12 protein-coding genes and 2 pseudogenes are annotated in these 19,356 nt (G+C 67.4%); 4 read left to right on the top strand and 10 right to left on the bottom strand.

What is annotated here, in order from left to right; translation table 11 throughout:
- The first annotated feature begins 68 nt into the window (after nt 1-68).
- On the top strand, nt 69-575 hold the full coding sequence (locus AOK09_RS39935; RefSeq protein ID WP_157875802.1) for a DUF2690 domain-containing protein: 507 nt from the start codon (nt 69-71) through the stop codon (nt 573-575).
- A 434-nt stretch (nt 576-1,009) separates the two neighbouring features.
- On the top strand, nt 1,010-2,110 hold the full coding sequence (locus AOK09_RS04420; RefSeq protein ID WP_157875801.1) for a chymotrypsin family serine protease: 1,101 nt from the start codon (nt 1,010-1,012) through the stop codon (nt 2,108-2,110).
- 1,787 nt (nt 2,111-3,897) lie between these two features.
- Here the strand turns inward: AOK09_RS04420 and AOK09_RS41235 are convergent.
- From AOK09_RS41235 to AOK09_RS41680, 3 genes and pseudogenes are all read right to left on the bottom strand, one after another.
- Nucleotides 3,898-4,314, bottom strand: coding sequence for a hypothetical protein (locus AOK09_RS41235; RefSeq protein WP_217698376.1), 417 nt, complete (start codon nt 4,312-4,314; stop codon nt 3,898-3,900).
- Between the two features lie 1,110 nt (nt 4,315-5,424).
- Nucleotides 5,425-5,685 (bottom strand): hypothetical protein, encoded by a 261-nt coding sequence (locus AOK09_RS39930; RefSeq protein WP_157875800.1) that lies wholly within the window; start codon nt 5,683-5,685, stop codon nt 5,425-5,427.
- A 126-nt stretch (nt 5,686-5,811) separates the two neighbouring features.
- A pseudogene (locus tag AOK09_RS41680) lies at nt 5,812-6,280 on the bottom strand (NUDIX hydrolase).
- A gap of 1,110 nt (nt 6,281-7,390) precedes the next feature.
- Here AOK09_RS41680 and AOK09_RS04400 point away from each other — a divergent pair.
- The gene (locus AOK09_RS04400; protein WP_079062736.1) at nt 7,391-10,195 is read left to right on the top strand and encodes an ADP-ribosylglycohydrolase family protein; all 2,805 of its coding nucleotides are present in this window, start codon (nt 7,391-7,393) and stop codon (nt 10,193-10,195) included.
- Between the two features lie 390 nt (nt 10,196-10,585).
- On the opposite strand, the gene AOK09_RS04395 is transcribed toward AOK09_RS04400, so the two are convergent.
- The 4 genes from AOK09_RS04395 to AOK09_RS04380 form a co-directional block, all read right to left on the bottom strand.
- Nucleotides 10,586-11,401 carry a hypothetical protein gene (locus tag AOK09_RS04395; protein WP_055585818.1) on the bottom strand — a complete coding sequence of 272 codons (816 nt, stop codon included), beginning with the start codon at nt 11,399-11,401 and terminating at the stop codon, nt 10,586-10,588.
- A gap of 131 nt (nt 11,402-11,532) precedes the next feature.
- A complete protein-coding gene (locus tag AOK09_RS04390) occupies nt 11,533-13,506 on the bottom strand; it encodes an Hsp70 family protein (RefSeq protein WP_245687110.1) in 1,974 nt (657 codons plus the stop codon).
- A gap of 93 nt (nt 13,507-13,599) precedes the next feature.
- Complete coding sequence (locus tag AOK09_RS04385; protein WP_055585778.1) at nt 13,600-14,022, bottom strand: hypothetical protein; 423 nt, start codon at nt 14,020-14,022, stop codon at nt 13,600-13,602.
- A gap of 92 nt (nt 14,023-14,114) precedes the next feature.
- Nucleotides 14,115-14,498 (bottom strand): hypothetical protein, encoded by a 384-nt coding sequence (locus AOK09_RS04380; RefSeq protein WP_055585777.1) that lies wholly within the window; start codon nt 14,496-14,498, stop codon nt 14,115-14,117.
- Nucleotides 14,499-14,763: 265 nt separating this feature from the next.
- On the opposite strand from AOK09_RS04380, the gene AOK09_RS04375 reads away from it, so the two are divergent.
- Entirely contained in the window at nt 14,764-15,522 is a 759-nt protein-coding gene (locus tag AOK09_RS04375) for a DUF6928 family protein (RefSeq protein ID WP_055585776.1), read from the top strand.
- 191 nt (nt 15,523-15,713) lie between these two features.
- On the opposite strand, the gene AOK09_RS04370 is transcribed toward AOK09_RS04375, so the two are convergent.
- The 3 genes and pseudogenes from AOK09_RS04370 to AOK09_RS04360 form a co-directional block, all read right to left on the bottom strand.
- Nucleotides 15,714-16,112, bottom strand: coding sequence for a hypothetical protein (locus AOK09_RS04370; RefSeq protein WP_157875799.1), 399 nt, complete (start codon nt 16,110-16,112; stop codon nt 15,714-15,716).
- Nucleotides 16,113-16,719: 607 nt separating this feature from the next.
- Nucleotides 16,720-17,968: pseudogene (locus tag AOK09_RS04365) on the bottom strand (IS3 family transposase).
- A gap of 375 nt (nt 17,969-18,343) precedes the next feature.
- Nucleotides 18,344-19,111 (bottom strand): IS5/IS1182 family transposase, encoded by a 768-nt coding sequence (locus AOK09_RS04360; RefSeq protein WP_055585773.1) that lies wholly within the window; start codon nt 19,109-19,111, stop codon nt 18,344-18,346.
- Nucleotides 19,112-19,356: the final 245 nt, after the last annotated feature.

The following is a 19,356-nucleotide window of genomic DNA, read 5'->3' as shown; positions in this document are numbered from 1 at the left end:
GATCGCTCAGGTTAGCCGTCACGCCTTCATCCGCAGTCGAACCGTCAGAAGCCTATGGGAGGCATACTGTGCGCGTTTCCCGTCTTGCTGTTCCCATCGTTGCGATCGGCCTGGCCCTGTCGGGTGCGCAGACCGCGAACGCAGCGACCCCCACTCATGTGGGGCAGGATCCTTACAGCTCCCACTGTGCCGACAACTCGTACCCGGCCAACTCGGGAGACGTGAAGGACACTGCGGGCAACGTGGTCGCCACTGTCGAGAACTGGTACTCCACCAGCTGCTTCACCAACTGGGTGGTAATGAGGTTCACGAACAACAGTCGGTCGATCGTCGACATTCACACGCCTGGTCACCAGGATGACAACGAGGGTTCACATCGCCAGTGCATGCCCGACAACTCCACCTGCTCCGGCTTCTACACCGGCTCCGTCGGCCCGATGTGGACGAACATGATCGAAGGCATCGATCAGGCCTGCATCTGGGCTGTCCACTACACGTCCAGCGGCGACCTCGGTAATACCATCTGGGCCTATCCAAAGGCTCCGAATAACGGTGTCGATGCCGTCTGCGCCTGAGCCTGTCACGTCGTCAGCATGACGCAAGAGCCCTACCGCGTCGGCTCCTATCGCTGCTAGCCGGTCTTGCACTGCGCATATGATCTGCAGCTTCGTCGATGTGCCGACCTGACTGATCGTCGCGAGCCCCAGCCTGAGGTGCGGTCCGGCTGGGGTCTCGCTTGTCACCACGCTGGGGCTCTGGCCGTTGTGGCAGCTCTCAGCGTGCAGATACGCCGGTGAGGGCAATTCCTGTCTGCACCTGCCAACCCTCTGGAGGACACACCGTGAAGAACCGGCACTGTCGGCCGACCCGGTCTTGGCCCCGACGCGCCCTGGCGGTCGCTGCGGCCGCGACCATGACGCTCGGACTCACCACGACCGCCACTGCTTCGGCCACCACCACGCCTCCGTCCATACCGTACGGGATGGACCAACTCGCCTACGCTCGTATGATGGCGCAGATTCCCCTGGACGCCGCCGCGGAGAAGATCCACAACGCTGCGGCCAAGCCGGGAACGGGCCACAACGGGCTCGTGAACACCCGGGTCGATGCCGACCATCACACAGTCACCGTGTACTGGCATGGCGCCGTGCCGCCGGACGTCGCGCGGTTGGTCCGGCGTCTCCGCAGAACAGTCTCTGTCACCGTGGTACCTGCCCGGTACGACAAGGAACATCTCAAAGCGGCTGTACGCCGCGGCCTTCGGATGTCCGGCGCCGTCTCGGGTTACCCCCTCGTCGACGGCAGCGGCATCCAACTTGACTTCGCGGGACATGCGGCCGCCCCGCGGGCCGTCAGCCTGAACGCTGAGCTCGCCGTGGCCGTCCACACCGGCCACGGCGGCGGGCCGGTAACACTGCAGGCGACCTGTGTCTTCACAGGCGCGCCCGTGCTCGGTGCGCCGAGCCGGTGTGACGACCAACCCAACTACTGGGGCGGCAACGTCATTCGGAACGCGACAACCGGCGACGGCTGCTCGACCGCGTTCGGCATGCACGACTCCAGCGGGCGTACCTACATGGCCACCGCGGCACACTGCTCGGAGAATCTCAGCGGAACCCCCGTCAACGGCATAACTTTCACCAACGGTGATCTCACCCACTCCCTGGGCCAGAGTCTGGACGTCCCAGGCAGCCACGACGCGGCCCTGATCGCCGCTCCTGCCGGCAACGAGTACTACGACGGGCCCGGCATCCTGCATGGTGACACCCACAACGCCAAGCGGGTCGTGGGCCAGCAGCACGTGTCGGTTGGGGATTGGCTTTGCGAATCCGGGGCATTCGGCGGTGTGATCTGCGGCATCCAAGTTGAGGCGACCAACGTGTCGCCTGCCAACGACCCGTGGTCGGACCTCGTCATGGCCACGACGGGCGGCACCTACACCGTCGGCGGTGACAGCGGCGGACCGTACTTCTCGCTGGACGGATCAAGCACCGTCTGGGCCAGAGGCATCCACGAAGGCTTGGGTAAGGACAGCTCAGGGAGGACAGTGGAGTACTTCACCGACATCTACACCCTCACGAACGACACGGGCGCGACTGTAAACACCTGACACTTCTCCGCCGCTGCCCCGGCCACCGCCGCCGGGGCAGCCCTGTCTGCTGGAGCTTGGGGAGCAGTGTGCTCAGGCTCGGGCCGACCAGCGCCGCCGCCGTGAGCTGGCAGTATCGCCGCGGCCGAGGCGTCCCTCTGGTGTTGACAGGGGACCGCACCGAGGCTTGCGAGACGTTTGCCAATCCGGACGGCACCTTCGGGTTCGCTTCCCGGGGCGGCCCCGCCCCTTCTCTCCCCTCCTGAAGGGGGCCGTGGAGTGGCCGCCCGACATGCGCCCTGTCCCCCGGCACGCGCGCCAAGGGGCTTGATGCCCCGGTGGCTCTCATCGCGACGATGACCATGTTCATCGTGGGTCGGCCGGCGCCCGCCCGAGGGCCCCTCAGCGGCAGCCGTCGGGGCTGGACTGCTCGTCGTCCTCCTGGCCGACGTTGTTCTCCAGCTCTCGAAGGTCTGGTTCAGCCGGCCACGCTGATGTGTCCCCGCTTACCTCCGGGAGGAGACCGGCCGGCACTGGGTCGTTCCGGCGCGGACCTCCCGGGCGTGCTTCGCGCGCTGCCGCCAAGATCAGCGAGCGGCTGCGCTGTGAAGGGTGCAGCCCGCCAATTCCAGCGCAGGCTCGCCGTACCGCCGAGGAGACCCACGCGTTCCCATTCGTTCCCAGGGGACGCGAAATAGGGCCTCGGCAGGTCGCAGAAGGCCCATGTTTTTGACATTCTGCCTGGTCAAACAGGGTGGGCGCAGACGGTTTCGAACCGCCGACCCCTGCTTTGTAAGTTCGAACCATGGGCGACGCGAGCTGCCGAAACCCATGTCTCACTGGCACATCCAGTCCAGCCCGGGCCATGCCGGTATGCCACGGTCCGGCAGCGTTGATGTCGGCGAGTGATGTCAGATTGAATGGCAGCAAGGAGATGGGGTGGGGCGATGAAGCGTAAGACTCCTCAGGAGAAGAAGCAGCTGAGCTACCTGAGGGACCGGCGGAACAACTACGGCGAGAACGATAAGAGCTCCCGCAAGAGCATTCGCCGGAACAAGAGGGCATGTAACAGTGCAAATCGCCGCCGCGAGAGCTTGGTTCTGTCCGATCTAAAGGGTTGCTCGTCTACGGACACAGAAACGGTCGAGGAACGGCTGACGGCGAAGCGTCCGAAGTCGTGGCAGAAGTTCCCGGATGCTCCACTTGTTCGGATCGTGCTCGGGAGCTTGGAATCGCGTGCGCGTTCGGGCATGACAAGCGCCGTACCGACCGCCGAGAAGGTTCAGCGGCTTCGACGGAGGCTTGGAGAGCCAGCCTGGATGGCTGGTGACGATAGCAGGCGTCTGGCCAGGCTTACCGGCCCAGTTCCGATCCGTGACCCTCAGTAGTCGGCGACTATTCCCGGGCACCTGTAGGACTCACGTGAGGACGTTGGAGGGCTCGACACCCGGCCGGTGGAGCGGCTTTGGGCGGTGTCCTGTCCGGTCTGGGGTCGAGCGTGATCAGGGGGCCGTACGCTGTTGCGACTCGGTCAGGGCTTCTGAGCCTGACCGCAATTTGGCCGAGCGGCCCCCTGGTCTTGCTCGACTCGGGCCCCGGTCCGGAGAGGGACGTTCCTATGGCCCGTCAAGTGGTTCCCCTGGGCGCTGGCGTCTCGCCCGGTCTGGGCACCCTCGCGAACATCCGCTTTGCAGGCGAGTACGTCGCGCCAGGTCGCGTATGGGAGCTGCCCGCTGCCGCGCGTCGTGGTTATCCGTGACTCCCCGCGGTGTACCGCTACGTTCACTGACGTTGCCGTCAGGCTGCCGTCAGCTGCCTTCCTGGGCCCACTCGGTAAGCTTCAGCTTCACCTGATGGTTCTGTTCGGCATGCCAGATCACCATGGCTGCGACCCGGGTCCCCACCGTCGGAAGAACCGTCCGGCATGGAGCTGTCGTGATCTCCGCGAGCCCCAATGCATCGGGCATGCTGTCGATTCGGATGAACACCCCAAACGGCAGACGCGCAATCACATCACCCGTCACCTGAGCCCCGAGGGGCAGCATGGCAATCGTCTCGGGCCAGCTGCGGATGTGCTTCTCCCCATCGGGGTATGGGTCGGCGGGCCATGAGTACTCGGGCACATGTTCATCGTGCCAGCGACCGAGAGGTGCGCGTTGCACTTCGACCTCTTCCTTATCAGTGATCCTGCGTGTGGGATCGCTAGATGGTTCGAGAAGGTTCATCTGGGGGAACTGCCCAGCGGGGTTCACTCCGGTCCGCCAGCGTCTTTCGATGTTGTGTCAACCGTTGCTGTCAATGCTTCCGAGTCGCGGGTTAGAGCCGTCGTCGGTCCCTCAAGTAGGGCACCACTAGGAACCGCGGTCTGTTAAAGATCCCTATCAGGGTGATCAACAACCAGCAGAGAAGCACTCCAGCGCCTGCGACCAGGGAGATCGCCCACCAGGGCTCGGCGTGCTTCTGCGCCCGCCCTACCCGGGCAGCCAGCGGCGCCGTGGCAACGAACACGCCCATGAAGACGAATTGGGTGGCAACCACCGCGACACCCCGCGTGAGGACCCACCCCGGTGCACCTCGGACACTGAAAGAGGAAGCGGCATCGACAGCGCGCGTGGGGTCGCGCCACACACGGATAGCTATCCACACGTACCGGACAGGCAAGACGACAACCAGGAACAGAGCAAACATGACCCCGACCACGTGCCGTCTCCGCTCATCGCATCCCCACAGCTCGGCTCAGGGTAGATCGCCGTGGGCAGGCCGGACAGGGTGTGCGCGCGGGCGTTGGCGCGATCTTTGGCCGTTGGCCTGCCTGGGCTGGGGTCGAGCATGGCCAGGGGGCCGTACGCTTGTTGGCAGCTCGGGCAGGTCTTGGGCCTGCCCGCAATGTGTCCGAGTGGCCCCCTGGTCTTGCTCGACGTCGGGTCCCGGACCGGGTAGGTGGCTAAAGATCGTGTCGGCGCCCGCCCCAGCCCCGGCCGGCCTGCCTCACCCTCCCGCCTTGCGGCGCGGAGCGGGCCGCCGCCGGAGCGGGACGCAGGCAGGAGCGACGGCGAGCGGCGCCGCGCGGCGCCGCTGCGAGCGAAGCGAGCCTTGAACCCGTAGAGAAAAGTTCTACTCACTACCGCCCGGGATGTGTCCTGCCTGACGTGATGTATGGCGCCGCTTGTCTCGGCTTGGCTGTTCAGGTCATCGCGCTGGCATGGAGACGGCTGGTGTATCCCGGTTGTTGAGATCACGGAACGGTGTGGACTTTCCCAGCTTGGGGCACAGGTGGGTGAGTGCGAGCCCTCGGGTCTGCGGACGGGATCTGCACCCTCGCACTCATCGCCGTGTCAGGGCAGTCGCACGACCTCGTACTCCTTCGCTGACGAGTTCGTCAGCATCTGTGTCGCGAGGCTTCGGGCTTCGCCTTCGGACGCAAACCCGAGCGCCTGGGACTTCCGCCCCCAGCATTCGAGTGGATTCCCCGCGGCGTCACGATGCCGTTCGTCAATGTAGTAGTAGGCACGTGAACCGTTGGCCAGACGCACGACGATGGCCCACCCATGTGAAGGGCCGGTGCCTGCCTCCCGCGTCCGCTTCTTCTTCGGCATGCGCCCCTCCGCAGCGATGTGGGCGTCCATACTGGTCGGCCTTGCTAAGAGACCAGTGCCCATGAGTGGCAGCCTACCGACGGACGATCGTCCAGGGCGCGTCAAGCATCGCCCGATGCCAGGTCGTCAGCCGTCATCTGAGAGTCGACAACCGCCTGTGATGAACCGTCGGCCGTCGTGGGTTCGCACGTGCGGCGCTGTGTCCGGCTCCAGGGCGTCGAGCATGCGGACGGCGTAGACCTCGCCCATGGTGGTGGAGACTTCGTCCGGGGTGAGCCATGCGACGGCGGTGGACTCTTCGGAGGTGCGCTCCTGTCCGGCCTCCGGGTGGGCAGCTAAAGACCAGGGCGACAACGCCCCGGGTCACGTTCTTGTAGACACCAGTGAGCCGCTCGACCGAGACCCGGATACCGGTCTCCTCCTGCACCTCGCGCCGCCCCACGTCCTCGACGATCCCACCGAGTTCAAGCGCGCCCCCCCGGAGGCTCCCAGGTGCCGTTGTCAGCGCGCCTGACGCCAGGATCCGTCCGTCCTCGCCGTCGACGCTGGCTCGTCTGGAGCTCGAACCTTGGAACTGCTCTCCGCCGGGATGCACCGTGATCCGGTGATGTCATTCGCCGTTGCCATCAGCCACGGCTGTGGAGCTGCGCCCACGCATCAACCGCTGAGGCCCGGCGGAGCGGTCACCAGCTCCGGTGCGCCGTCACTGCCCGTTGCTTCGTCGCGCGTCATGCCCTGCACGACGGCCGCGATCCGCCGGCTCCGGGTCAGTCAGGATGCCGTCCCCAGCGAGCCTCACCGACTCGGACCGCTCCCCTGACCCTTGTTCCTCACCAGGTCACGGCGCCGTCGCGCAGAAGCACGCCGTTCACGCCGGAACACACCATGCGGCCGACATCGCGTTCCCATTCGTTCCCATGGGACCCCAAAAAGGGCCCCCGACGTGCTGCCGAAAGCCCTCATTTTTGATGTTTTGCCTGGTCAGATGGGGTGGGCGCAGACGGTTTCGAACCGCCGACCCCTGCTTTGTAAGAGTGACCAACACTTTGGTGATCACTCTCGGTCTTGCTCGATGATGACCGTCCTCGCAGCTCAGAGGGGTTGGATCGGGAGGCGCGTACACCCTCCTTGCTCCGACTTTCACGACCCTTCTCCATCCTTCCGTTCCCATGACGTTCCCGTGGGTACCCCTGACGACCTCTCCAGGTGAAGGTCTACGGCCCGGCCGAGGCGACGGCACGCCCACGAACCGGTGAGCACCGTTGATCGCTTGGAGTCCACGAAAGCCCCACCGCCCGTCCATGGCCGCCTGCGTACAGGCTTAACGGCTCGGACTGAGCTGGAGTATTAGTCCGTACAGGACGCTGGGCCGGATCTCCAGCTGCCCTATGCAGCCGCAGCTGCGCGGGCAGGGCACCCCCTTCTCGGGCTGGCCATGGGGGCGGATGGACTCGCAGGCCCGGTCAGGGTCGGCGCCGGCGCAGCGGTACTGTTCCGTGGCCATACAGTCCGACTCCTCCTATTGTCTCATTGACGATAAGTAGAGTGCCGTGCCAAGCTGGCGCGGCGTCAGGCTGCCACGGAATCGACCTGGTCGGCCTTCCGTCCCGGTTGCACGTTCCCGGCTGCTGACGATTGGGATCGCTGCCCGCGCACCACCTGCTCGGCTCGCGTTCACAGCGCCGGCCGCACCACGGGAGACACCATGGCCCACGCCCTCACCCCGCAGCCTCACTTGGACGTACGGGCCATCGACCGGGCCGCCGGCGTACTGCTCGGCGCGGCCGTGGGCGACGCGTTGGGCGTCCCGTACGAGTTCCAGCCCAGGCTGGGTGAGGACCAGCAGCCGCGGATGATCGGTGGCGGCCTGGGACCCTACGAGCCCGGCGAGTACTCCGACGACACACAGATGCAGGTGTGCATCGCCCAGGTCGCGGCCACCGGAGCGGACCTGCGCACTCCCGAGTCCCTCGATGCAATCGCCGCCAACTTCCATCGATGGCTGAGCGACGGCGCTACGGACGTCGGCTCGCAGACCCGCTCCGTCCTGGATGCCGCCCACCGCACCCCTGGAGCGCCGGGTGCGGCACTGATCGACGCCGCGCGCCGCTTCACTGCTGGCAACGATCAAGCCGCCGGCAACGGCTCGCTGATGCGCACCGGGATCGTCGCCCTGACGCATCTGGGCGACCCCGCGGCGATGGCCGAGGCCGCTATTGCCGTCAGCGCGCTGACCCACCCGGATGCCGACTGCGCCGATGCCTGCGTGCTGTGGTGCTCAGGCATCCGCACCGCAGTGCTTCACGGCACGTTCGATGGCGTCCGCGCCGGACTGGACCTCCTCCCGGCGGAGCGCCGAGGTGTGTGGGCGGAGCGACTGGACGAGGCGGAGGCCAACCTGCCGCATCACTTTGCCAACAACGGCTGGGTTGTCCACGCGCTCCAGGCCGCATGGTCGGCGATCATTCGCACCGCCGTTCCCGAGTTGGTCCCCGCCCAGGGCAGTTTTCCTGCTCTGCACCTGCGCCGTGCTTTGGAGGCGGCGGTGCGGGCCGGGAAGGACACGGATACGGTCGCGGCGATTGCCGGCGCCCTGCTCGGTGCGCGCTGGGGATGCTCCGGCATCCCGCTGGCCTGGGAGCAGGCCGTCCACGGCTGGCCCGGCCATTCCGCGGTCGACCTGGTCCGGCTGGCGGTACTCACCGCCCGCGGCGGGAGCGACGATGCGGTCGGCTGGCCCTCGGCACCGCGCCTGGCTGCCGCGTCCCACGGCAGCAGCTTCGCCATACCTCACCCGCACGACCCCGGGCTGATACTCGGCAACATGGCCCTGACGCGGGGCACCGAGCCGGTCGCCGTCGACGCCGTGGTGTCGCTGTGCCGGGTCGGTAGCGGCCCGATCCTGCTCGGCGCCGACGTCGAGCACGTCCGTGTCTGGCTGGTGGACAGCCAGGGGGACAACGCCAACCTTCACTTCGTCCTGGACCAAGCCGCCCGCGAGGTGCTGCGGCTGCGCCGCGCCGGCAAGCGGGTCCTGCTGCACTGCGCGGCCGGGCAGAGCCGTACCCCGGCCGTTGCCGCCCTCTACAGCCACCTGGCCACCGGCACCGACTCCGCGACCGCGCTGCACGACCTCCGGCGTGTGCTGACCGGTGGCTGGCAGCTCCACGCGCATCCCGAGATGCACAACGCAGTGCACGAGCTGACCGCCCACGACACCCTCGGCGGTACCTCGTCGGGCAGCCGTGGGGCGGCCAAAGCCGGCCGGGAGGCGGGACAGGCGTCCCCGCTGAGGGTCGGCAAGCTGGGGCAGCTCGGCAGGGTCGGCCGACTGGACGATGGCAGTGCCGAGCAGCCGCTGGAGGAGCTGGGCGGTGATGCGGAGCAGAAGAGGGAGTTCCTCAAGGGCAAGTGGGCGGCGTCGCGGGTGCGCGGGATGCTGCTCGGCCTGGCGCTAGGGGACACGCTGGGCACCGCCCGGGGCAAGCTGCCTGCCAGCGGCCCGCTGCAGGCCGGGGTCAGTACCCAGCTGGCCTGCTTCACCGCCGAGGGGACGATCCGCGCATTGGTGCGCGGCGACCACAAGGGCATCTGCCATCCGCCGTCGGTGGTGTGGCACACCTACTGCCGGTGGGCCGCCCTGCAGGGGATCGAGGCCGAACGGATGCGGCGCCGCTGGGCCGGGGGCAGCACCGACAACGTGTGGCCGGACGGATGGCTCGCCCAGGTCCCCGTGCTGGCCGAACGGCGCGGTTCCGCACCGGCAACCGTGGCCGCCCTCTCCAAGGACGAGCAGGGCACCGTGGACAGGCCGACGACGACCAGCCGCGGCTGCCACGCCCTCACCCGCACCCTTCCTGTCGCCGTGGTCGCAGCTGCACACGGCTCGGACCAAACAGTCCGGTGGGCCCGCGAGATCGCCGCCCTCACCCACGGCGACACGGCCGCGCAGTCCGCGGCAGCCCACGCCGCCGTGCTGGTCGCCCACTGCCTGACCAGCACTCCCGGCATGCAGGATCCTCAGTCCGGCAAGCAATCACAGGTGCGGCACGCCTTGACGGGCGGCATCCAGGCCCTTCGTGACTCCGACCGCGGCCTGACCGCAGACGACCACGACCGGCTCGCCACTGCACTTCGGCAGGCCGACAACCAACCCGCCGATCACGGGTGCCTCGCCCGACTCGCACCGGACGCCACCGCGCCCTCGGCACTGCTCGGCGGCCTCTACGCCGCCGCATCCTTCCCCGGCCGCGCCGACTTCGGTGCCGCACTGCGCTTCGCCGCCGGGGCGCCGGACGGCGACTCGGTCGCCTGCGTGACCGGCGCGCTGCTCGGAGCAGCCCACGGCGCCGATGCGCTGCCCATCGATCTGGTGAGCCGCCACGAACTGGCCTGGGTCATCGACACCCTGGCCCGCGACCTCGTCGCACAGTTGGCCGAACGGCCGAGCGGCACCGAATACACCCCAGGCTGGGACTCGCACTGGTGGGACCGCTACCCCGGCTGGTGACCCGACTGCCCCGGTCGCGGCGTCGATCACCTCGCCGGTTCCCCACTCATCGGTCTCGGTGATCGGCGTGGCGCGAGGTCTGGGCATCGGCGATGCCTTTCCCAGGCGGTGGTGGGGCCTGGGGCGGGGCGGCTGGAGAGGAAGCGCATTTGGGGTCGGCGGCGACGTCCGCCACGGGTCTCCGCTCGGCGGAGAGCGGGCCACGGTGTCGTCTCCGATGTCCTGGCAGGCAGTGCCAGTCCAGGCCTACCCCAAGGCCCGTTAGCCTCCGCACACCGCCTTGCCGGCGCCGGCGGTGTTGGGTCCCCGCCTGGGCGCTTCGGCTCCGACTCGTGGCCGAAATGCCCTACAAGCTGACCCCGAGCCCAGCCGGAGTCTGCCCGTGTGCGGCTATGCCTCTCGTATCCGCACCGAGCCGTCGTCGGCGACCTCGTAGATGCTGATTCCGAGCAGACTGCGCACCTGGGCTGGCACCCGCAAGGCGTGGATCACGGACGAGGAAGGCACGACCAGCGCGTAGCAGGTATCCGGGGAAGGGTCGGTCATACGGCGCAGGAGTTGTCCGTAGGCTATGTCGGCATCGGTGCCGCGTTCCTTGGTGCGGCCCTTTGCCTCTCCGACCAGTCGCTGATCGCCTCGCACTGCCTCGATGTCGGTGTGCGGGTCCGTGGGCGCGACCGGTGTCCAGCCCTCGGTCATCAGCCAGCGCCGAAAGGCGTCGACCACCCGGTCTTCGTCGCGCGCCCAACTGGTCTGCGATGCCGGGTCCGTTCCCTGTGCTGCGGCGAGAAGGCCGCGGACCGCTTCCAGGTCGCGGGCGCGGTCCCGGCGGTGCAGTCGGCCCCGGTTGTTGGCGTCCAGGTCGGCAGGTCGGATCACGAGCAGGCGCAGGCCCCGAGCGGGGATCTCCGCCTCGCGTCGAGCGTCGTACAGCGCCCGCTGCTCGCCTCTGTCCACGCCGCTCACCGTCAAGCGTCCGGGCTTGTCGAAGAACGGCGTGGCCTGGTCGTGCTGCAGCTCCCGGTATTCCACGACGAGCTTCCGACTCGGCCAGTAACTGTCCACCGGGAGCCTGGTCTGCCGCCCCGCGGATCCGGCATCGCCGAGCAGCCACTCGAACCGGTGCTGCCGAAGGCCCTGCTCGCCGAGAACCTCGTCACACAGATCAAGGACGTACGCCTCGTCGCTGTTCTCTCTCCCGCCCATGTGCGGAGATGCTGCCACACGCGGCTGCCGGCCGGCGGCCCACCTCAGGGTGGCCGTTGAGTTGTTCGCGTCCTGGCGCGGACTGTGGAACCCGGTAGTGATTGCCGCAGTCCGCGCCTCGTCAACCGCGATCACCTCAGCCGGGCGGGCGCTCCCGCATTCGGTACGCGCGGAGTGAAGACCCATATGCCCTGGGAGTGAGTGGCTCCGCGGATCCGTCCCGGGGCCCGGAGCCAAGGGTGCGCCTTCTGGAATGGCGCGAAGTTGTCGTTGGAGATGATGACCCCGCCGACCTCCTCAGCGATGCTGATCACCAGCGCGTCGCCCCGGCCCTCCGTCCCGGCTGGGGGTTGCACGACCTTCGCGTTCGCGATGGCGTCTTCCACACGAGGGCGCTCTTCGGCAGACACGTCGTGGCGCAGGGTGGCGTCGACCACCACGTGGATGTCGCAATCCGGATGCTTGAACCGCAGTGACCGGACAGCCGCCTCCAGCGCCGCGAAGCTCGGTCTGCCACCCGCTGCACGCGGAGGCCGGCCGTTCCAGGCAAGGTTGGAGCCGTCCACGATGAGCGGCGGTGCTTCCGCACTGGTGGGTGCCGGTCGGGGTGAGGGACGCGGCGGAGCGGGCTTGGGTACTCCGTCCCTCTGGTCGCTGGTCCGGGCCTGCTGCGGATGGGTCGGCGTGGCAGCGGGCCGGGCGGTCGGGGCAAGGGTGAGCAGGCGGTCGAGTTCCTTCTTCACCTCTGGCAGGACGTTCCCGTCCCCAAACACCCTTACTTCTCCGTCGAGGACAACCTCCCCGGTCTTCTGAAGGGTCGCCTTGACGGTCAGGAGCCCTTCCTTGCTGTAGGTGTACTCCAGATCGAAAATGCCCTCCTCAGCCGTGCAGGGCCGTGGGTAGGCCAGGACGAGGTCGGCCAGTTTGACGTTGTCCGGGTGGTCTACGTCGCGGTCCGGGTCTCCTTCCCAGACTTCCACGGTCAGGCGGGAGATGTTGTCCTTGTGCGGTTCGTATGACTTCATGCGCTGCTGGGGCAGACGCATGTTCCGGTCGATGATGGCGCTGAATCCCCGCCTGCCTTCGCGGTCTTTGGTAATCGTGCCGAGGGCGTGTGTGTTGACCACGCGGATGATGCTCTTCAGCTTGCCGTCCATGGCCGCCGCGCTGATCGCTGCTCCTTCGGCCACCGCGGTCATGGGGTCACACATTGCGGTGTCGACGAGTTCGCAGTCAAGTGCCTCGGCGACCGCAGCGCGTACGGCTGGGATCTGGCTGCTGCCACCGATCATCAGTACGGCAGTGAGATGCCGAGGGTCGATCCGGGCGTACTCCAGGCATTCCTCCACGGGATCGAGCGCACGGCTGATCAGGTCCTGGATGGCCTCGGAAAACTCCTCCTGTCCGATCTCGACGAGGGCCCCGTCAGGCGTCTGGACGCCGACGGACTCCTGCTGAGAGAGCAGGATCTTGGCCCGCTCGATGTCGAGGGCGAACATCCGCTTCTCCGAGGCGCTCCAGCCCCTGCGGGCGGGCGCCCGGTCGAGGACCATGCGGCGCAGCCGGGCGTCGATCTCCAGGCCGCCGAGGCGGTTGACGCCTCGGCTCGCCTTCTCGTCGAAGAAGCCGTCGTCGTGCAGGAGCAGGGTGGCGTCCATCGTGCCGCCGCCCCAGTCGAAGACCAGGAACTCGCCGTCGACCTCCATTTCGTGGGCGTAGGCGATCGCCGCTGCCGTCGGTTCGTTCAGCAGGGTTCGGACCGTGATCCCCGCGGCACGGGCTGCTTCACGCGTACGGAATCGGGCCGCGCCGGTCGCGTTGGCGGGCACCGTGACGACGGCCTCGCGGATCTCGGTGGCGGCTTCCTCCTCCGCGGCCCTGGCGATGGCGTGGAAGACGCCGGCCGCGGCGGTGGTCGCCGCGAACCGCTCACCACCCAGTTTGACGAACGGCTCCTCACGCAGCATGCGCTTGCATGCCTCGACGGCCTCTTCGGAACGGAGTTTCGCCTCCCAGCCGAACAGCGTGCCCGGCCTCAGGGAACTCGTGCCGACGACCGACGGGTAGAGCAGTTCGAACCCCCTGCGCCCCCAATTGGCGTCCAAGCCCTGCCCACAAGATCTCCAGCACTTCGACGTACTCGCCGTTCCACTGGGCGGCGACAGAGTTGGTGGTCCCGAAGTCGATGCCAGCCGCCGTCATGCTTCTTCACCCCACTTCATACCCGCAGGGCCGGCGACGCGCCGGAGTTGTCCCGCAAGGATGACCTTCCCTGTCAACTCATCGACGTACGCCGGACTCAGCAGCTCAAGGGCTTCTCCCTCGCCCTCGGTCACCACGAACCGGTCGCTCGCTTCTGGCTCCGTCACTCGTAGCAGCCGTAGTTCTCGCAGGTGCGCAGTCATCGCACCTGCGACCACCTCACGACTGCCGCCGGCCTTGGACCAGAGCAGTGCGTCGATCTCGGCGAGGCGTCCGGCGAACTGGGCGCGCGTACGGAACTCGTCCAGTACCGCCCTGCGCACTGCTGTGACAAGCGCCCCGGACGGCGAAACCTCGCCGGCCCCGGCAGCCTCCAGCTCCTTCGGTACCCGCTCTACCACTCCCTTGATCACCGTCATCGCGTCGATTGGGTCAGGACGGACGGAAGGAGCGGAGGTGCTGCTCTTCACCGACTCAGCCGGAGACTGCGAGCCGCGTTCTTTACGGCGCCTCAGGCCTCCGGGTGTATGGGGGGCCTGCGAAGCCCCCGAACCCCACCAGACGCAAACCGGAGATCCATCCCCATGCGGCCAGCCACGGGATGGACGTCCTCACCCACGCCCCGGATCTCTTCTCCCAGATACTTCGTAAGCGGGAAGTGCCTAGAGAGTGGACCCACCTCAACTGCGCCGCACTCCTGCATGTCGTACGGCTCGTACGGCTGCCCGACTTGGAGAGTCAGCTGCCAGTCCGAGGCGACACCGATCTCGACGGGGCCGCCCACGTCAAGCACCAACCAAACGTCGATCGGCTGGTGTTGCTTCGCGCCCTCGGAGATGTGCCACGCAGCGACGACGTCTCGCAGCCGGCACCCGAGGAGCGTCCGCGGATCCATGCCAGGACTGTAACGGAGTCGCGAGACCCCCGCCTTGTAAGTTCGAGTGCGCTCTGAGACGACCTCTCGGAACGGACCCTCCTGGCTACCCGGCCCTCCGCCTGGAGCTGCTGCTGTCCGCCCTCGTCTGATGTCAGCTGCTGATGTCAGTCGTACGGCCTACACGCTGACGGGCAGTGCTCCTGCACGCTCGCGGGTGTGGCGCATGTCGGTGTGCGCGGCTATGGTGCGTCCGGCATCGACAGCAACACTCCAGGGAGAGGTTTTGGGAGCGAAGACAGGACTGCTGGTGTACGCCGACGGCGATGTGCCGACGTTGCTGCGACGAGTAGGGGCGGCGGATCTTAATCGGACGACGACCATGATGCGGCGGCTCTACCCGGGCTGGGAGATCGAGGAGTGCGGAGGCTCGACCCTCTGGGACGGCGTGTACCCCCCAATAGGGACGGTGTACGCGGCCAGCTGGCCGGGCGTGGAGGTCATAGCTGATCAGAGGGTGATGATCAACACCCCTTCCCAGCTCCCGCAGCACCTCGTGGCGGCAAGCGCCGACCGACGGCTTGTCCTGCACGCCATGCACAGCGTCGTCGATTGGCTCGCGTTCGCTGTGTGGGAAGACGGACGTCTCGTCCGCTCCCTAAGTCTGTCGCCGGACAGCGGCGTGATCGAGAACATCGGCGAACCACTCCCCTTTGAACTGCCCTACTGGGCAGGGGACCGCCCGGCGGACGTCGTCCCCTGGCCCGGCGAGGAGGCAGAACCGTGCGCTCTGCCTTTTCACCCCTTGGACCTGGGTGAAGACGCACTTCGGGCGCTCTGCGGGTTCATCCAGGAAGGCCGTCCCGAGCCCGATGATGTCGACGCAGACGCCATCGAGCTGCACGGATTCCACGTGCAGGACCCACTAGGACCTGATCCTGCAGAGCACGAAGCGGAGCTGCGCAGGGCCGTGGAAACCATGGATCCGCCGCGCTCGTACTCACTGAGCCCTGACGGTTCACTGATCGAGCGCGACGGCCTTTAGCTCAACTTCTTCGTCCCGAAGCAATGCGGACGGTCGTGTGACCTGCAACGGCACGTCTCCGCCCCACGCCCACCGTCCACGGAAGTCCGCGGTTGTCCGCCTGAGTTCGGACCCGTTGTAGCGCAGTTAGACACTCAGTCGGGGGAGGCGGCCCGAGCGGGGGCAGCTCGTCTCTTCCCAAGCGTCCTCGTCTACAGGTGAGCTAGCACCAATGCATGCGCCTCTCGCAGGAGCGCGTCCACACCGGCTCCGATGTGCTCTGCGATGGCCGGCTCGGACATGTCGCTGAGGTCCATGTCCGGGCCCAGCGCGAGGATCTCTGACCCGTCGTCGAGGCAGATGTCGATCTGCGCGACGAGGCCGTCGGATTTCATCTGGCAGTCCAGGCACACCACGACGTCTTCGACGTCCTGATCGTCGTTGGCGCGCAGCGACAGGAAGATGCGGAGGGGGAAGACCTGCGTGCGGTAGCTCGACACCACCCACAACAGCCGGCCGTCGGCGGCCTGCAACTCTTGGGCGAACGCCTCATATGAGGAAGTCACTCGGGCGGCGACCTGATCGATCCAGTCATGGGAGGGAGGGTTCACGGGCGCACAGTACCGCCAGGCAGGGCCTCGAAGTCCGAGCGGGCGTTGGCGCTCCGGTGCGCCGTCACTCCCGGTTGCTTCGTCGCACGCCATGCCGTGCGCGACGGCCGCGATCCGCCGGCTCCGGGCCAGTCAGGATGCCGTCCCCAGCGAGCCTCACCGACTCGGACCGCTATCCCTGGCCCTTGTTCCTCACCGGGTCAGGGCGCCGTCGCGCAGAAGCACGCCGTTCACGCCGGAACGCACCATACGGCCGACATCGCGTTCCCATTCGTTCCCATGAGACCCCAAAAAGGGCCCCGACGTGCTGCCGAAAGCCCTCATTTTTGATGTTTTGCCTGGTCAGAGGGGTGGGCGCAGACGGTTTCGAACCGCCGACCCCTGCTTTGTAAGCCTTCGGCGGCGCCTCCCTGCTGACCTGCGATCCATCTGTCTCGAGCCTCCGGCTATCCACCGTCCATGAGCGACCCCGAACCTCCGCCTGATACCGCCTGTTGTGGCACGACTGTGGCACGCTAGTCTCTCGCCGCCCCCGGCCGAGCTCAGAGAGATTGCGCGTGATAACGCCGCTGGGCCTTCCCCCGTGATGGTGGACACGCTTCATTGATCACGCGGCGAGCGTGAGTTTAGCGACGTGGTGTCGCCGTTCGTATTCGTTGGGGCTGAGGTGGCCGTTGGCGGAGTGCCGGCGGCGGGTATTGTAGCGGGTCAGCCAGGCGAAGACCCGGTTCCTGCAGGTGGCGGGGTCACCGTAGTCGCGGGCTGCTTGGAGGGTCTCGCGCTTGAGGGAAGCGTGGAAGCTTTCGCAGGCCGCGTTGTCCGCGCTGCTGCCGACGGCGCCCATCGACCGGGTGACCTTCAGCTGGTCGCAGAGCTCGGCGAAGGCCCTGGACCCGTATTGGGCCCCGTGGTCGGAGTGGAAGACGGAGTCGTCCAGGCCGCCGCGGGTGCGGGCGGCCATCCGCAGGGCGTCGGCGACCAGGTCGGTGCGCATGTGGTCGGCGATGGACCAGCCAACGACCTTGCGGCTGAAGCAGTCCAGCACCGTCGCGAGATAGAGGAACTCGCCGCCGGCGAGGGGCAGGTAGGTGATGTCACCCATGTATTTCCGCCCTGGCTCGGCGGCAGTGAAGTCCCGCTCGAACAGGTCCGGAACCCGGGCGACCGCCTGGTCCGGGACGGTGGTGCGCACGCGTCTGCGCAGGCGGACGCCAGTGATGGAGAACGCCTGCATGACCCGGGCGACCCGCTTCTCATTGACGAGCAGGCCCGCCTCCTTGAGCTCGGCGGTCACCCGCGGGGAGCCGTAGGCGCCGCCGGATTCCGCGTGGACCTGTCGGATCACGGCTGCCAGACGCCGGTCGGCCCGCTGCCGGGCTGCTCTGGCCTCGCGGCCGGCCAGCCACTTGTAGTAGCTGGACCTGTTCAGGTCCAAGACCTCGCAGAGCCGCTTCACCTCGAAGGCGTCCCGGTGGTCGTCGACGAACTGGAAGCGGCTCCTCACCAGTTCGTCTCCCCGGCGAAATACTTGGCCGCCTTGCGGAGTATGTCCCGCTCGGTGGCCAGCTTCCGCTCACTCGCCTCGAGCTCGGCGACCCGCGCCTCCAGCTGCCGGATCCGCTCATCCGGATCCTCAGACGGTGCAGTCGGCGTGGTCCGAGGGTTGCCGTCTTGCCGGCCCGGGCAGCGTCCGGGCCGGTCCCCCGGCGTTCGCGGTCCCGCAGCACCCAGGTCCGCAAGGTGTTCCTGTTGATACCCAGGTCAGCGGCGATGCTCTTGTAGGTCGCCCCGGGTGTGGACTCGAACAGGGCCACCGCATCGGCCTTGAACTCGTCCGAGTAGTCCTTCATCGCCATCGGCGGTGTTCTCGCTTCCTCCGGATCAAGCAGATCCAGTATCAGCGTGTCCACCACTCAGGGGGAGGCTCCGCTGCTCAGTGCCGCCCGCCCAGGCACGCGACGGGCGCGACTTGTCAGAACAACCGCCAGCCCGAGCACAAAGGGGAGAAGCTTCCGGCCGGCCGCTCCATTGCCCGGAAGTGCGACGTCCGACCATATGGTCGCCCACGTTGGCGAACTGGTCGCCCAGCTTGAGGAACAGGGACCGCTCAAGCTCGAGACACCACGCACCCGGCTCGAATCCGACTTGGGCCCGAGCAGTAGCCTAAGGGCTGTCCCGTAATTGATCACGTCCGACTGCGGATGTGCTGATCTCGGTGGCCGCCCGCTCGGTTACGCGGCCTGCAGGAGGTTGTGCAGGCGGGCGATGCCGAGCATGGCGTGGTGGACGCCATCGCCCTGGAGCCGACAGTCACGCAGAATCTTCCAAGTCTTCATGCGGGCGAAGACATGCTCGACACGGGCGCGGACCTGCTTGTGGGAGTGGTTGTGTTCCTGCTTCCACTGAACGAGTTCGCCACCGGGCGGGCGGCGGTGCGGGATGATCAGGCCCGTGCCCAGGTAGCCGCCGTCAGCGATCGTGGTGATCCTGCCGACCGCGGCCTTGGCCCCGGACTCCTCCCACGCTTTGCTGTCGTGCCGGTGGCCGGGCACCGGGCGTCCGATAGCCACGACCAGCCGGGTGTCGGCATCGATGACGACCTGGTGGTTGGTCGAGTACCGGTAGTTCTTGGACTGCTCGGCGATGCTGTGGTCGCGTGTGGGCACCAGGGTGCCGTCGACGATCAGCACGGTGTCCTTGCGGAACCGCCTGCGGGGCTTGAGTGCGAGCAGCGGGCCGATGTGGTCGATGATTCGGTCGGCCGCTGACTTGGACACGCCGAACAGCGGAGCGAGCTGCCGCAGTGTCAGGTTGGTGCGCCAGTAAGCCGCTACCAGCAGAACCCGGTCTTCGAAGGGAAGGCTCCACGGCCGGCCGGGCCGCACGGTGTCGGCGCCTTCGTGGCGGAGGGCCGTCATCAGCTTGCGGAAGTCGCGCGGGCTCAGCCCGGTGAACGGGGCTATCCAGGACGGCTCCGACGCCGTGATCACACCAGGCACTCCGAGATCACCGCACCCGTGATCGGCAGCCGTGAAGGTCAGCTCCGTCTCAGAACTCCCACCAGAGCTCGATGTTCGAGTGGACTCGCTCGCGCAGACAGCTTGAGTGTGAGTAGGCCTTCTGCCGCACGCTATCGCCTCGCGCCGGGTTAACAGCACCGAGCCTGAGCTCGGTCGCTGCCCCGTCCTGGTCAAGATCGATGACCTCGTAGCAGAAGCAACAGGTGGGGTTCGGGTTCAACGAT

The sequence above is a fragment of the Peterkaempfera griseoplana genome (genome assembly GCF_001418575.1).
GTDB classification, from domain to species: Bacteria; Actinomycetota; Actinomycetes; order Streptomycetales; family Streptomycetaceae; genus Peterkaempfera; species Peterkaempfera griseoplana.
The sequence above is the reverse complement of the archived record's forward strand: the minus strand, read 5'-3'. Positions and strand labels throughout refer to the sequence as shown.